The following is a 13,782-nucleotide window of genomic DNA, read 5'->3' as shown; positions in this document are numbered from 1 at the left end:
GAGTTCTCAAGGAACGGACGCTTCCATCGAATCCCTCACCGGGACCCTCCGGGCGTTCCCTTCGCTGTGTCCACCACTCTAGAAGCAATCCCCGCCGAATTCCAAATCCGGCTCCGGAGCACCTATTCCGGGCAAGCCGAAATAGACCCTCGCGGGTTGAATCAAGTGGTAGGGGGTGCGCCCTTCAAGAGCGCTTGCGCAACATTACGCCCTCACCCCAACGGCGTCAACTTGAGCCCGGAAGGGCGAACTCCGCCCACACCGCCTTGCCGCCCTCGGGCAGCCGGCGGGCGCCCCACTCGGCCGCGATCGTGGCCACCACCGCGATGCCGCGGCCGGCCTCGTCGGCCGGGGCGGCCTGCTGGCGGCGCGGCAGGTGCTCGTCCCCGTCCGTCACCTCCACGATCAGGCGGCGGTCCGTGCGGCGCAGCCGCAGGCCCATCGGGGCGCGGCCGTGTTTGAGGGAGTTGGCCACCAGCTCGCTGGCGGCGAGCACGCCCAGCTCCCGCAGTTCCTCGGGGAACCGCCAGCTCGCCAGCACCCCGTCGGCGAACGCGCGGGCCCGTGGGGCGGCCTCGACGCCGCCGAGCAGGTCGAGCGCGGCGCCGCGGAAGAGGTCGGCCTCCTCGCCCTGCCGCTCGGGGCAGGACAGCACGAGGATGGCGACGTCGTCGTCGTGGTCCTCGGTGATGCCGAGCGCGCGCAGCAGCCGGCCGCACAGGATCTGCGGGCTGTCGCCGGTGCCGGCCACGGCGCGTTCCAGCGCGTCGAGTCCCTCGTCGATGTCGGCGTCGCGCCGTTCCACCAGGCCGTCGGTGCACAGCACGGCGGTGGAGCCGGGGCCGAACGGGACGGTGCCCGAGGCGTGCACCCAGCCGCCGGTGCCCAGGGGCGGGCCGGTGGGCTCGGCGGCGCGGTGGACGCTGCCGTCGGCCTCGCGGATGAAGATGGGCAGGTGCCCGGCGGAGGCGTAGGTGAGGGTGCCCTCGTTGGGGTCGTAGACCGCGTAGACGCAGGTGGCGATCTGGCTGGAGTCGATCTCGGCGGCGAGGCCGTCCAGGAGCTGGAGCACCTCGTGGGGCGGCAGGTCCAGGCGCGCGTAGGCGCGGACGGCGGTGCGGAGCTGGCCCATCACCGCCGCGGCGCGCACGCCCCGGCCCATTACGTCGCCGATCACGACGGCCGTGCGTCCGGCGCCGAGCGTGATCACGTCGTACCAGTCGCCGCCGACCGCCGCGTCGATGCCGCCGGGCTGGTAGGTGGCGGCGACGCGCAGGTCGTCGGGCTGTTCGAGGCGCTGGGGCAGCAGGCTGCGCTGGAGCGTGACGGCGGCGGCGCGCTGCTGGCTCTCGCTCTCGCGCAGCCGCTCGGCCGAGACGACCTGGTCGGTGACGTCGGCCGCGAAGACGAGGACGCCGCGCTGGGCCGGCGCGTCGGCGGTGGCGGCGAGCTCGACGGGGGTGCAGGTGAAGGTGAAGTAGCTGTCGCGGGCGTTGCCGGGGACCGGGCCCGGGACGCTGCGGGACTTCAGGGTGCGCGGGGTGCCGCTGCGCTGCACCTGGTCCATGAGGGGGAGCAGGCCGATCTCGGCGAGCTCGGTCAGGGATTCGCGGGCGGGCACTCCCGGCGCGCGGGAACCGAAGAGGGCGGCGTACGCCTCGTTGACATAGGCGACGCGGTGGTCGGGCCCGCGGACGACGGCGACCGGTGCCTGGACCTGGCCGAGGAGCTCGTGGATGGCGGGCGGGTCGATGCCGCGCCCGCCGAGGGGCCGTGCTGCCGGCTCCGGGTGCTCGCCCGTGCGAGCCGCCGGGACGCCACCGGTCTCTTCGCCTCTGCCACGGTCGGTGGCGGCGGCGTGGCGCCGCTGTGTTCCGGGCAGCCGGATACCCCAGCGCGTCAAATTCACAGCGTTCCGATCCGATTCGTTCTGGTTTCTACGTCTTGGCCTGGCTTTTGCGTCTTGGGCTGTATCTACTCTTCGCCGAGCGGCAGCGCACCCATCGTCACATGCCGGGTCGCGGTCAGGTGCCTTCGGGGTGTCGTCCGGTCCCGGCGGCGAGTTCGAATTCGGCTCTGGGGTGTTCCAGGGAGCCGAGGGAGACGATCTCGCGTTTGAACAGACCGGCGAGGGTCCACTCGGCGAGCACGCGCGCCTTGCGGTTCGTGGTGGGAACGCGGCTGAGGTGGTAGGCGCGGTGCAGGAACCAGGCCGGATAGCCCTTGAGACGGCGGCCGTACACGCGGGCGACGCCCTTGTGCAGGCCGAGGGAGGCGACCGAGCCGGCGTAGCGGTGCCGGTAGTCGGTGAGCGGCCGGCCGCGCAGGGCGGCGGCGATGTTGTCGGCGAGGCGGCGGCCCTGGCGCACGGCGTGCTGCGCGTTGGGGGCGCAGAGGGTGGGCGGGTCACCCGGCTCCGCGGTGAGGTCGGGCACGGCGGCGGCGTCGCCGGCGGACCACACGTGGTCGACGCCCTCGACGCGCAGGTCCGGGGTGCAGCGCACGCGCCCGCGCGCGTCGAGGGGGACGCCGCAGTCGGCGAGCACGGGGCTGGGCTTGACGCCGGCGGTCCACACGAGGGTGCGGGTGGGGTGCCGGGAGCCGTCGCTGAGGACGGCGGTGCGGTCCTCGCAGGATTCGAGCCGGGTGCCCAGCCGGATGTCGATGTTGCGCCCGCGCAGCTCGCGCACGGCGTATGTGCCCATCTGTTCACCCACCTCGGGCAGTATCCGGTCGGTTGCCTCGACCAGGATCCACCGCTGCTCCTCCGGGCGGATGTTGTGGTAGTAACGGCACGCGTAACGTCCCATGTCCTCGAGCTCGGCCAAGGCCTCCACCCCGGCGTAGCCGCCGCCGACGAAGACGAAGGTCAGGGCGGCGTCGCGGACGGCGGAGTCGCGGGTGGACGAGGCGATGTCGAGCTGTTCCAGCACGTGGTTGCGCAGGCCGATGGCCTCTTCCACCGTCTTGAAGCCGATGCCGTGCTCCGCCAGGCCGGGGACGGGGAGGGTGCGCGAGATGGAACCAAGCGCCAGCACCAGTTCGTCGTAGTCCAGCCGGAGCGGCTCGCCGCCGGTTTCCGCGGCGGCCAGCGTCTGTATCGAGACGGTGCGCCGTTCGGTGTCGACGGCGGTGATCTCGCCGGGGACGAAGCGGCAGCGGGCGAGCACGCGGCGCAGGGGTACGACGACGTGCCGTGGCGAGATGGATCCGGCCGCGGCCTCGGGGAGGAAGGGCTGGTAGGTCATGTAGGGCTCGGGGCTGATCACGGTGATCCGGACGTCGCCCCGCCTCAGTTCGCGCTTGAGTCTGCGCTGGAGGCGATGTGCGGTGTAGAGACCGACATAGCCGCCGCCGGCCACCACGATGTGCGCGGGTTGCTTCGTCACCTGTCCATAAGGCACCCGTGAGTGGCCGTTTGTCCACAGGTCGGACGAGGTGCTGCTCCGAACGGGGGCGCGTGGTGTGCGGATCGCACGGTTTCTCCGAGTCCTTCTCAGTGTCAGTCGCCTCAACTATGTTCGTACTCTCACCACGCGGAACGTCGATTCGGGGGGCGTCCGCACCACCGGGGGAATGGATATGCGGATTTCAGGGACCGAGGACGGTACGGATACACCGTCCCCGGGTGAGCGGAGCCGTGCGGAGGGACGCGCGGACGGGAAGGTGTCGGCGCCGTTGCGCGTGGACGCGCAGCGCAATCTGCGGCATGTGCTGAGCGCGGCGCGTGACGTGTTCGGCGAGCAGGGTTACGGGGCGCCGATGGAGGAGGTGGCCCGGCGGGCGCGGGTCGGCGTCGGGACGGTGTACCGGCGTTTTCCGAACAAGGAGGCGCTGGTCCGGCACATCGCGGCCGAGGAGACGCAGCGGTTGACGGACCGGGCGCTGGAGGCGCTGGCGCTGGACGACGAGCCGTGGCGGGCGCTGGCGCGGTTCGTGCGGCGTTCCGCGGCGTCGGGGGCGGGGCGGCTGCTGCCGCCGGAGCTGCTGTCGGCGAGTGCCACCGGGCAGGAGGAGCCGGGCGGTTGGCGGGTGCCGGCGCAGCGGAGTCCGGTGGCCGGGGACGGCGAACCGGCCGACGAGGCGCGGCCGGGGACACGGGAGCTGCTGGCGGTCGTGGGCGAGCTGGTGGAGCGGACCCGGGCGGCCGGGGAGCTGCGGGCGGATGTGACGGTGGCCGATCTGATGCTGGTGATAGCCACCACGCCGCCCCGGTTCGAGGACGCGGCGCGGCAGACGGCGGCGGAATCGCGGCTGTTGGAGATTCTGTTGCAGGGACTCCGCGCGAACGATCGGTGATGCGCTGATAACCCTCGGACGAGTGGTTCTCGAAGAACTTCGGGGGTGGTGCGCCGTTCGTGTGGGAGCCTGGCCCCCGTCGCTGACACCGATGTAAATACGGGGGCTTCCCGCTATGGGCGTTGAGGGCCAGGACGTGGACTCCGGCGACTCCGACGGCTCCGAGGAGTCCCTGGTTCCGCGGCAGCGGGTGGGGCACGACGAGGCCGCCGACCTCGAGTTGATCGATCGGATGCGTCGGGGCGTTCCGGGGGCGGACGCGGAGTTGTACCGGCGCCATGCGGACGCCGTGCGCCGGTACGCGCGCACCTGCTGCCGGGACGCGGACACGGCGGACGATCTGACGAACGAGGTGTTCGCCGCCACGTTGCAGGCCGTGCGCCGGGGCGCGGGCCCGCGGACGGCGGTGCGGGCCTATCTGCTGACGTCGGTGCGCCGGGTGGCGGCGGACTGGGCGCGGACGGCGCGGCGGGAGCATCTGGTCGAGGACTTCGCGGCGTTCGCGGTGTCCGCGGTGTCCGCGGTGTCCGCGGCGGAGGTGCGGCCGGGCGACGGGGACACGCTCGACGCGGGGGCCGAGGTGCGCGCGATGCGCGAGGCCGAGCGGAGCATGGCGGTGCGCGCGTTCCGCAGTCTCCCGGAGCGCTGGCAGACGGTGTTGTGGCACACGACGGTGGAGGACGCGTCGCCGAAGGACGTGGCGCCGCTGCTGGGACTGACGCCCAACGCCACGGCGGTGCTGGCGCATCGGGCGCGGGAGGGGCTGCGGCAGGCGTATCTCCAGGAGCATGTGAGCCGGGCGCTGACCGAGGGCGGGGAGTGCGCGCGGTTCGCCGACCGGCTGGGGGCGTTCGCGCGGGGCGGGCTGCGCACGCGCGCGGAGCGGGGGTTGCGCAAGCATCTGGCGGAGTGCGCCCGTTGTGCGGTGGCGGCGTCCGAGGTGCGGGATCTCAACGAGCGGATCGGCGCGCTGCTGCCGGTGGCGTTCATCGGCTGGTTCGCGGCGGATTCGTCGCTCAGGGGCGGCGGTCTGCTGCTGGGCGCGACGGGGGCCGGGGCGGCCGGGACCGGGGCGGCGTCGGAGGGGCTGGGCGGGCCGGTGAAGGCGGGCATCGCCTCGGGCGTGTTGGCGACGGCCGCCGCAGCGGTGCTCGCGCTGGCGCTGGCGGGCGGGGAGTCGCGGGAGGAGCCGCAGGCCACCGCGCCACAGGACGCGGCGCCCGCCGAGCCACCGCCCTCGGCGCCGCCGGAGCCGTCGCGTGAGCCATCGCCGGAGCCGTCGCCGGAACCCGAGCCCGTTCCGGAGCCCTTACCCGAGCAGCCCGAGCCGGTGCCCGTTCCGGAGCCCGAACCCTCGCCCGTGCCCTCGCCACCGCCCGAGCCGGAGCCGTCGCCGGAACCCGAACCGTCGCCGGAGCCCGAGCCCGTTCCCCCGCCGCCGGTCGCGCCGCCCGCGCCCGAACCGGAGCCGCCCACCGAGCCGTTCGAGCTGCGGTCGCTGCCGTTCGACCTGCTCGGCGACGGCACGGCCCCGGTCCTGCGGCTGAGCGGCAGCAGCCCCGTGTGGCAGCGCGACGAGGTCGGCGTCAACGGGCGGGTCTACACCCACGGGATCTCCGTCGCGGCGCGGTCGTCCGTGACCGTCGAGCTCAACCGGTCCTGTGTGGCCTACGAGGCGCTGGTGGGGCTGGACGACCTCACGCGGGGCGCCGGCGCGGCGGTCTTCAGCGTGTGGGGCGACGGCGTGGAGCTGTGGCGTTCCCCGGTGGTCGGCGGGCGGGACGACGCGGTGCCGCTGAACGTCTCGCTGACCGGGGTGACGGAGCTGCGGCTCCAGGTGGAGCCGCGGGGCCCGCTGGGCGCAGTCGCGTTGGCCGACTGGGCCGAATCGGAGATCCACTGCGCTTGATCGCCGACCAGGACGGTGTCCAGGAGGGCCATCGTGCCCGCCGGGTCGAGCGGGGGGCCGGTGCCCGGCGTCGGCGCGGTGGCGCTCTCCAGCCGGTGCATCTGGCAGCGCTCCGGCGCGGTGAGCGGCCCGTCCGTGCGCGGCGACGAGGAGGCGGACGGCCAGCTCGCGCAGCTCCCGGCCCCGGGCCCCCGCCCCGCGGTCCAGCGCGATGGCCGCGCCCAGCAGGTGGGTGATGCTCAACGGGTCCCGGATGCCGAGCCGTTCGGCCTCGGCGACCGCCTCGTCGAGCAGCTTCTCGGCGCGGTCGAGGTCGTCCTCGCAATACGCCGTCTCGGCCATCCGCACGGCTGGCAGCGGCCCCTCGGCGTCGGCGCCGATCTCCTCGGCGATGCGGATGGCCTCCTCGTACTCGCCGCGCGCGGCCCCGCAGTTGCCCCGGGACGTCTCATGGCCGGCGCGCAGCGCGTGCACATGGAGGCGCAGCCAGCGGTCGCCGGTGCGCTGGGCGAGGCGTTCCAGCTCGGGCAGGTCGGCCGCGGCGGCCGTCGTCCGCCGCGCCGGGCACGCCGAACCGCAGGTGCCAGCGGAACAGCAGCAGCACGGCCAGCTCCCATGGCCCGGCGTGCGCGCGGCAGCGGGCGACGGCGGTGTCCATGCGGCGCAGCGCCTCCGGGTAGCCGCCGGTGATGGCGGCGGTGAACGGCCACAGCAGGCCGGGGAAGCGCAGGCTCTGCGCGACGGGCGGCCCCGGCGCGCCGAAGGCGGCCACCACGCGGTGGGCGTAGCCGGTGAGGGCCGCGCCGGACAGGCCCGTTTCCGTGCCGCTCTCGTGGCTCAGGAAGTAGAGCAGCAGGCGCAGTTCGAGCCGGTGGAGGTAGGCGGCGCCGACGGGCGGGGCGTCGGCCCCGGCGAACGGCGCGCCGTCGGCCGCGGTGTCCGGATCCAGGGCGAGCGCGGCGCGGATCCAGTCGGCGCCTCGGCGCGGTGGTTGCGCACGACCCAGAACCAGCCCATGGCGATGACGAGTTGGCCGACGGTCTCCCGGTCCCCGGCGCGCAGGGCCCGGTGCAGGACGGCGCGGATGTTGTCGAGGTCGGCCTCGATGCGGGCGAACCAGCGCAGTTGCTCGCCGGTGCGCAGCCGGGGCTCGGCGTCCAGCGCGAAGTCGAGCAGGTGCGCGGTGTGCCGACGGGCGGTGGCGTGCCGGTCGGCGGGGTGCTCGGCGGCGCGCTCGGCCGCGTACTCGTGGATGGTCTCCGGCCTGCGGTAACGGACGCCGGCGCAGGCGAGTTCGGGCTCGTCGGGCGGCGGCTGGTCGGCGATGAGGATCGACTTGTCGACCAGGGAGGCGAGGATGTCCAGCACCTCGGCGCCGCTCACGGTGTCCCCGCCGGCGAAGACGGCCTCGGCGGCGGCCAGGGTGCAGCCGCCGGCGAAGACGGCGAGGCGGCGCAGCACGGTGCGTTCGCGGTCCTCCAGCAGATCCCAGGACCAGTCGACGACGGCGCGCAGCGTCTGCTGCCGGGGGAGCACCGTTCTGCTGCCGCTGGACAGCAGCCGGAAGCGGTCGTCGAGGCGGTCAGCGATCTGGCGGGGGGTGAGGGAGCGCAGCCGGGTGGCGGCCAGTTCGATGGCGAGCGGCAGGCCGTCGAGGCGGCGGCAGATCTCGGCGACGGCCTCGGGGTCGGCGGCCGGGTCGTAGTCGGGGCGGGCCCGGTCAGCACGGTGGTCTCGCGACGGCCCAGGGCGGCCAGCACGGCGGCGTGCTCGGCGAGCCGGGTCTTGCCGGAACCGCCGGGGCCGGTCGGGGTGATCAGCCGGGCGCGGAGCAAGTCGGCGCGCGCAGCCGTGTCCCGCCGAGGGGAACGGGCCGGCCTCGCTCGTCGCGGGCTTCGGTGGCGCCGAGGATGAGATACCGCACGGTTTCCATTGTCGGGGGTGACGTTCGGGGACCGGCGAGGAATTCCCGCCGTGCGCGGGGCACTCGCGCCGGGCGCGCGTTACGGACTCACGCCGCTGGTCACGGCCCGCGGGTCGTGGTGGCCCTCGGCGGTCCAGCAGGAGCCGCGGCGGGTGAGCAGGCGGCGCAGCCAGATCTCGGTGGAGACCAGCTCGGCCAGTCCGTCCAGCGGCAGCGCCTCGCCCTCGGCGGCGGCGCGCACGGCCTTGCGGACGACGCGGGCCTCGATGAGCCCGGCGTCGGCCAGCAGCGGCGCGTCGAACAGGCCGACGATGTCGCTGACATAGGTCCGCAGCCCGGCCCGGACGGACTCGCCGTGCGAGGAGTGCGTGGTGGCGCCCCAGCCGGGCGGCAGGTCGCGCACGCCGGCGCCCTCCAGCACGGAGCGCAGCACATCGGCGCGCGCCCCGGGCTGCACGCGGAGGCTCTCGGGGAGCGCCTGGCAGGCGCGCACGACCTGGTTGTCGTAGAACGGCGCGTGCAGCCGCTGGTGGCGCACCTCGGCGGCCTGCTCCAGAACGCGGTGGTCGGCGGCGTGCCGGGCGAGAACGGCGCGGGCGCGCTGCTCGCCGGGGCGGCCGGTGGTGGCGTTGCCCCGGGGGCGGGCGGCGACAGCTTCGAGCCGAATCGATACTTCGGCGAGCGCCTCGCCGGTGAGCCAGCGCGCGGCCGGGCCCGGGCGACACCAGGAGAGCGCGGCCAGCGAGGCGCCGAGCGCGCCGTCGGTGAGCAGCGCGTCGTCGATGGGGGCGCGCAGCAGGCCGGCGGCGCTGGACAGGCCCTCGGGGTAGGGCGTGCGGGCGAGCCGGCGGGCCGCCCGGTACACCGTGAACGGGACGAGCATCGCCCGGCTGCGCCCGCCGCTCGCCTTCGCCAACGCCGTGACGGGGCGCAGCAGATGACGGCGGCGGCGGTCCAGCAGCAGGTCGGCGAGGCGGGCCGGGTGGGCGTCCAGCACCTGGCGGGCGCCGTGCCCGATGAGGTGGTCGGCGCTGCCGGCGGCCAGCCGGTGCCGGTGCCGGGCGGCCAGGACCAGGGAGGGGCCGGGCTCGTCGGTGAGCGGCCCGGACTCCAGGTCGGCGTAGGGCAGGGCCTCCTCGCCGCCGGGGACGACGATGTGGTGCAGGCGCGGGTTCTCCGCGATGAGGCGGGCGCGGTCCAGCTCGGCGGCGCGGGTCGGCCCGTTGGCTCCGCCGGCGGCGGTGAGGTCGTTGAACGTGACGGCCAGCAGCCGCTCCCCGGCCAGCGTGGCGCCGGTGCCGTAGACCGTGCCGGGCATGCCGGGCAGGCCGGCCGCGAGGAGGGCGAGGGTGGCCGAGGCGCTGCCGCCCGAGAGGTCGGCGCCGACGCCGGGGGCCGGCTCGGGGCCCAGGCGGGCGGCGCGCCGGTCGGCCGGGCCCATGCCGGGCACCGGCCCGGCGTCCCGGGCGGGCGCGTGCCGGGGGGCGGCCAGCCGCGTGCGGACCGCCTCGACAAGGGCGTCGCGGACCCCGGCTACGGCGGCCCCGCGCTCCACGGGCGGGGCGGCGACGACCAGCGGGGTGGCGGGCTCATAGCCGAGGATGTCGCGGCTGCCGCCCTCGCGCAGCCGCAGCGCGTGGCCGGGCGGCACGCGGTCGACGCCGCGGTAGGGCGTGCCGTGGCCGACGGCTTCCGGCGCCTCGGGGCAGGCGAGCAGCGCCGCGAGGTGGGCGACGTCGAGCTGGGCCTCGGTGAGGTCGGCCAGCGGCAGGGCGGCGGTGGCGTAGGCGGTGCCGCCGGCCCAACTGGTGTGGAACACCGGGCGGGTGCCGGCCAGGTCGGCGGGGATGACGGTGCGGCGGCCGAAGCGCGCGACCGCGGTGTAGCTGCCGGGCCAGGTGGTGAGCTGGCGCAGGGCGCCGGCGCGCGCGGAGACGAGCGAGCGGCGCAGCGTCTCGTCGTCGGCGCCGCAGTAGCCGAAGACGGCCAGGTGGGTGTCGCCGTCGGCGTACACGAGGCGGATCTCGTCGGGGCGCCAGTCGCCCACGGCCCACAGCGGGTCGGGCCCCTCCCACAGCAACTGGGCGCCCAGGGGCTGAATGTCGCGGGCAGCGCTGGCAGCGGCCCCGGCCCAGCCGACCAACCACCGCATCGCCGCCTCCCCCACTGAGAACCACGGATCGCCGCATGGGTGTTTGCTGACAGGCCCATGCTGCCACGGGACCGGCGGGAACGGGGCATGACGGGGAGGTAGTTCGCCCGCGTGGCGAACTACCCGTCGTGCCGGCCGTGACGCACGGGGCTCCTGTGCCACCGCGGGGAAAACCGGCAGTTTTCGGCCAAAGTCTGGCTGGAGAACGGCTTATGACAGGGGCTGCCAGGGGGCAGGAGAGCTGTGGTCCGGGAGACGCTGGCCGCCTCCCGGACCAGGCCACCGTCCGCGGGGAATGAGACGGCGGCTTCCCCCGACCCGCTGATCCTTCAGGACAACGGGCCGACCCACGCGTTTCCCATCGAAGCCCTCGCCGTCCGGACTGCCCAGAGCGCACGGCCGGGCGCACGGCCACATGCCGGGAGCACAATCCCGGAACGAGTAAGCGCTCGTACAGCCGTACGGACACAAATCCGCCATCCGGGATCCACCCCCTTAACGGTCAGCAGGCACCGAACTACGCTGGGTTGGCGGAGGCACGGAAAGCCCTGCGCTGGTCGCGGGGCTGCCGTTGGTGTGTCAGGGGTGCGCGCATGTCCAAGGAGCCACGCGGGCCGAACGAGAAGCTGGGGGCGGTTCTCGCCCTTGCCGGAATCAGCAACGCCGGTCTAGCCCGCCGGGTGAACGACCTCGGCGCGCAGCGGGGATTGACACTGCGATATGACAAGACCTCCGTCGCCCGGTGGGTGACGAAGGGCATGGTCCCACAGGGCTCGGCGCCGCATCTGATCGCCGCCGCCATCAGCAGCAAGCTCGGCCGCCCGGTGCCGCTGCACGAGATCGGGCTGGCCGACACCGATCCGGCGCCCGAGGTCGGGCTCGCCTTCACCCGCGACGTCCCGGGGGCGGTGGATTCGGCCACCGAGCTGTACCGGCTGGATGTCGCCCCCGGGAAGGGCATCTGGCAGACGCTCTCGGGGTCGTTCGCCGTCAGCGCCTACGCCACGCCCGTCTCGCGCTGGCTGATCACCCCGGCCGACGCGTCCGTCTCGCGCGAGGCGCCGGGGCCGGCGCGCGCCGAGGGCGGCTTCGGCCGCGTCGGGCACTCGGACGTGTCCAAGCTGCGCGAGGCGGCCGAGGAGGCGCGCCGCTGGGACTCCAAGTACGGGGGCGGCGACTGGCGTTCGTCCATGGTCCCGGAGTGCCTGCGCACGGACGCGGCCCCGCTGCTGCTGGGCAGCTACAGCGACGAGGTGGGCCGTTCCCTGTTCCGCGCGACCGCCGAGCTGACGCGGCTGGCGGGCTGGATGGCGTTCGACACCGGCCAGCAGGAGGCCGCGCAGCGCTACTACATCCAGGCGCTGCGGCTGGCGCGGGCCGCGGCCGACGTGCCGCTGGGCGGCTATGTGCTGGCGTCGATGTCGTTGCAGGCGATCTACCGCGGCTTCGCCGAGGAGGGCGTGGACCTGGCGCAGGCGGCCCTGGAGCGGAACCGTTCGCTGGCGACCGCCCGCACCATGAGCTTCTTCAAGCTCGTCGAGGCCCGGGCGCTGGCCAAGGCCCGGGACACCGCCGGCTGCGAGTCCGCGCTGAACGCGGCCGAGGGCTGGCTGGAGCGGTCCCGGGACGGCGACGGCGACCCGGGCTGGCTGGACTTCTACTCCTACAACCGCCTCGCCGCCGACGCCGCCGAGTGCTACATCGACCTGCGCGTGCCGGGACAGGTGCGCCGTTTCACGGAGAAGGCGCTGTCCGAGCCCACCGAGGAGTTCGTCCGCTCGCACGGGCTGCGGCTGGTGGTCAAGGCCGTCGCCGAGCTGGAGGAGGGGAACCTGGACGCCGCCTGCGCCGCCGGCGCCCGCGCCGTCGAGGTCGCCGGGCGCATATCCTCCGCCCGCACCACGGACTATGTGCGGAATCTGCTGCTCCGCCTCGCGCCTTACGGGGACGAGCCGCTGGTCAAAGAGCTTCAGGAGCAGGCCCGCCCGCTCCTGACCGCTCCGGCATGATGTCGCACATGACACTGGCAGGGTACGACTGCGACGTTCTCGTGGTCGGGGGCGGAATCGTGGGCCTGGCCACCGCGCACGCGCTGCGCGCCGCCCGGCCGGGGCTGGCCGTCACGGTCCTGGAGAAGGAGCCGGCCCCGGCCTGGCACCAGACCGGGCGGAACAGCGGCGTGCTCCACAGCGGCGTGTATTACCGGCCCGGCTCGCGCAAGGCGCGGTACGCGGCGCGCGGCGCGGCCGAGTTGGTCGCGTTCTGCGCGGAGCGCGGCATCCCGCACGCCGTGCCGGGCAAGCTGATCGTCGCCACCGCCCCGGCCGAGCTGCCCCGGCTGCACGAGCTGGCGCAGCGCGCCCGGCGCAACGGGGTGCCGGTGCGGGAGCTCGGCCCCGCGGGCATCGCCGAGTACGAGCCGGCGGTGGCCGGCATCGCCGCGCTGCGCGTGGAGACCACCGGGCAGTGCGACTTCGCGGCCGTCGCCCGGGAGCTGGCCCGGCCGCTCACGCTCCGGCGGAGCGCGGAGGTCGTCGCGGTCGACCGCCGCCCCGGCCGGGGGGTCGCGGTCCGCACGACGGACGGCGCGGTGCTGCGGGCGCGCGCCCTGGTCAACTGCGCCGGCCTGCACAGCGACCGCGTCGCGCGGCTGGCCGGGGACGAGCCGGGGGTGCGGATCGTGCCGTTCCGCGGCGAGTTCCACCTGCTGCGGCCGGAGCGGGCCAAGCTGGTGCGCGGGCTGGTGTATCCGGTGCCGGACCCGGCGTTCCCGTTCCTCGGCGTGCACCTGACCGCCGGCCTGGACGGCGCGGTGCACATCGGGCCCAACGCGGTGCCCGCCCTGGCCCGCGAGGGCTACCGCTGGCGCACGGTGCGGCCGCGTGAACTGGCCGGCACCGTGGCCTACCCCGGCGTCTGGAAGCTGGCTCGCCGCCACTGGCGGTACGGCGCGGGCGAGGTGCGCCGCTCGCTGTCGCGCCGCGCGTGCACGGCGGCCGTGCGCCGCCTGCTGCCGGAGATCACCGAGAACGACCTGCTGCCCGCGCCCGCCGGCGTGCGCGCCCAGGCGGTCCGGCCGGACGGCACGCTCGCCGACGACTTCGAGATCGCCGAGGGGCCGCACACGGTGCATGTGCTCAACGCGCCCTCGCCGGCGGCCACCGCGTGCTTCCCGATCGGCCGGGAGGTCGCCGCCCGGGTGCTGAGGGCGATGCCGGAGCGGTAGGCCCCGCCGGTCTTGCCGGGCCCGCGACTCCCGCGGCCAACTCCCCCCGGGGGACCCCGTTGACCGACCGGCCAGGGCCTGGCCGCGGGGGCCTCGCGGACACTCCCTCAGCGCGCCTGCCGAAGTCCGGTGCGGTGCGGTGCCGGTCTCCGTGAGGGGCTGGGGCTGTGACCTCGTGCGGCTCCGCCGCGTGGGCGCCATCGGCCACGGACGGCCCCGCGCATCTTCGCGGAAGCCGCGGCCCCGACCGAAGCCGCGGCCGTCACCGCGTT

Annotated in this window: 9 protein-coding genes; 4 read left to right on the top strand and 5 right to left on the bottom strand. The window is 75.1% G+C overall.

Annotated elements, in window-relative coordinates:
- Positions 1 to 226: 226 nt before the first annotated feature.
- Entirely contained in the window at positions 227 to 1,909 is a 1,683-nt protein-coding gene (locus RM590_RS34665; RefSeq protein WP_311708791.1) for an ATP-binding SpoIIE family protein phosphatase, read from the bottom strand.
- A 115-nt stretch (positions 1,910 to 2,024) separates the two neighbouring features.
- Positions 2,025 to 3,389: an NAD(P)/FAD-dependent oxidoreductase gene (locus tag RM590_RS34660; RefSeq protein ID WP_311708790.1), complete on the bottom strand. Its 1,365-nt coding sequence runs from the start codon at positions 3,387 to 3,389 to the stop codon at positions 2,025 to 2,027.
- A 193-nt stretch (positions 3,390 to 3,582) separates the two neighbouring features.
- On the opposite strand from RM590_RS34660, the gene RM590_RS34655 reads away from it, so the two are divergent.
- Positions 3,583 to 4,299: a TetR/AcrR family transcriptional regulator gene (locus RM590_RS34655; RefSeq protein WP_311708789.1), complete on the top strand. Its 717-nt coding sequence runs from the start codon at positions 3,583 to 3,585 to the stop codon at positions 4,297 to 4,299.
- A 115-nt stretch (positions 4,300 to 4,414) separates the two neighbouring features.
- Complete coding sequence (locus tag RM590_RS34650; protein WP_311708788.1) at positions 4,415 to 6,208, top strand: sigma-70 family RNA polymerase sigma factor; 1,794 nt, start codon at positions 4,415 to 4,417, stop codon at positions 6,206 to 6,208.
- A 448-nt stretch (positions 6,209 to 6,656) separates the two neighbouring features.
- Here the strand turns inward: RM590_RS34650 and RM590_RS34645 are convergent, their stop codons facing one another.
- From RM590_RS34645 to RM590_RS34635, 3 genes are all read right to left on the bottom strand, one after another.
- Positions 6,657 to 6,983 (bottom strand): hypothetical protein, encoded by a 327-nt coding sequence (locus RM590_RS34645; RefSeq protein ID WP_311708787.1) that lies wholly within the window; start codon positions 6,981 to 6,983, stop codon positions 6,657 to 6,659.
- A gap of 62 nt (positions 6,984 to 7,045) precedes the next feature.
- Positions 7,046 to 7,744 carry a hypothetical protein gene (locus tag RM590_RS34640; protein ID WP_311708786.1) on the bottom strand — a complete coding sequence of 233 codons (699 nt, stop codon included), beginning with the start codon at positions 7,742 to 7,744 and terminating at the stop codon, positions 7,046 to 7,048.
- 467 nt (positions 7,745 to 8,211) lie between these two features.
- Entirely contained in the window at positions 8,212 to 10,284 is a 2,073-nt protein-coding gene (locus RM590_RS34635; RefSeq protein ID WP_311708785.1) for an asparagine synthase-related protein, read from the bottom strand.
- Positions 10,285 to 10,877: 593 nt separating this feature from the next.
- On the opposite strand from RM590_RS34635, the gene RM590_RS34630 reads away from it, so the two are divergent.
- Positions 10,878 to 12,293 (top strand): MFS transporter, encoded by a 1,416-nt coding sequence (locus RM590_RS34630; RefSeq protein ID WP_311708784.1) that lies wholly within the window; start codon positions 10,878 to 10,880, stop codon positions 12,291 to 12,293.
- A gap of 8 nt (positions 12,294 to 12,301) precedes the next feature.
- A complete protein-coding gene (lhgO, locus tag RM590_RS34625) occupies positions 12,302 to 13,510 on the top strand; it encodes an L-2-hydroxyglutarate oxidase (RefSeq protein ID WP_394814036.1) in 1,209 nt (402 codons plus the stop codon).
- The last annotated feature ends 272 nt before the right edge of the window (positions 13,511 to 13,782 follow it).

Origin of the sequence: Streptomyces litchfieldiae, from assembly GCF_031845365.1 — a bacterium.
Lineage (GTDB): Bacteria > Actinomycetota > Actinomycetes > Streptomycetales > Streptomycetaceae > Streptomyces > Streptomyces litchfieldiae.
Note: the sequence above shows the minus strand (reverse complement) of the source record. Positions and strands in the feature narration are given on the sequence as shown.

Bases quoted from the DNA above. Each gene is read 5' to 3' on its own strand.
- RM590_RS34655 (WP_311708789.1), top strand. From the start codon at position 3,583: ATGCGGATTTCAGGGACCGAGGACGGTACGGATACACCGTCCCCGGGT.
- RM590_RS34650 (WP_311708788.1), top strand. From the start codon at position 4,415: ATGGGCGTTGAGGGCCAGGACGTGGACTCCGGCGACTCCGACGGCTCC.
- RM590_RS34635 (WP_311708785.1), bottom strand. From the start codon at position 10,284: ATGCGGTGGTTGGTCGGCTGGGCCGGGGCCGCTGCCAGCGCTGCCCGC.
- RM590_RS34630 (WP_311708784.1), top strand. From the start codon at position 10,878: ATGTCCAAGGAGCCACGCGGGCCGAACGAGAAGCTGGGGGCGGTTCTC.
- lhgO (WP_394814036.1), top strand. From the start codon at position 12,302: ATGACACTGGCAGGGTACGACTGCGACGTTCTCGTGGTCGGGGGCGGA.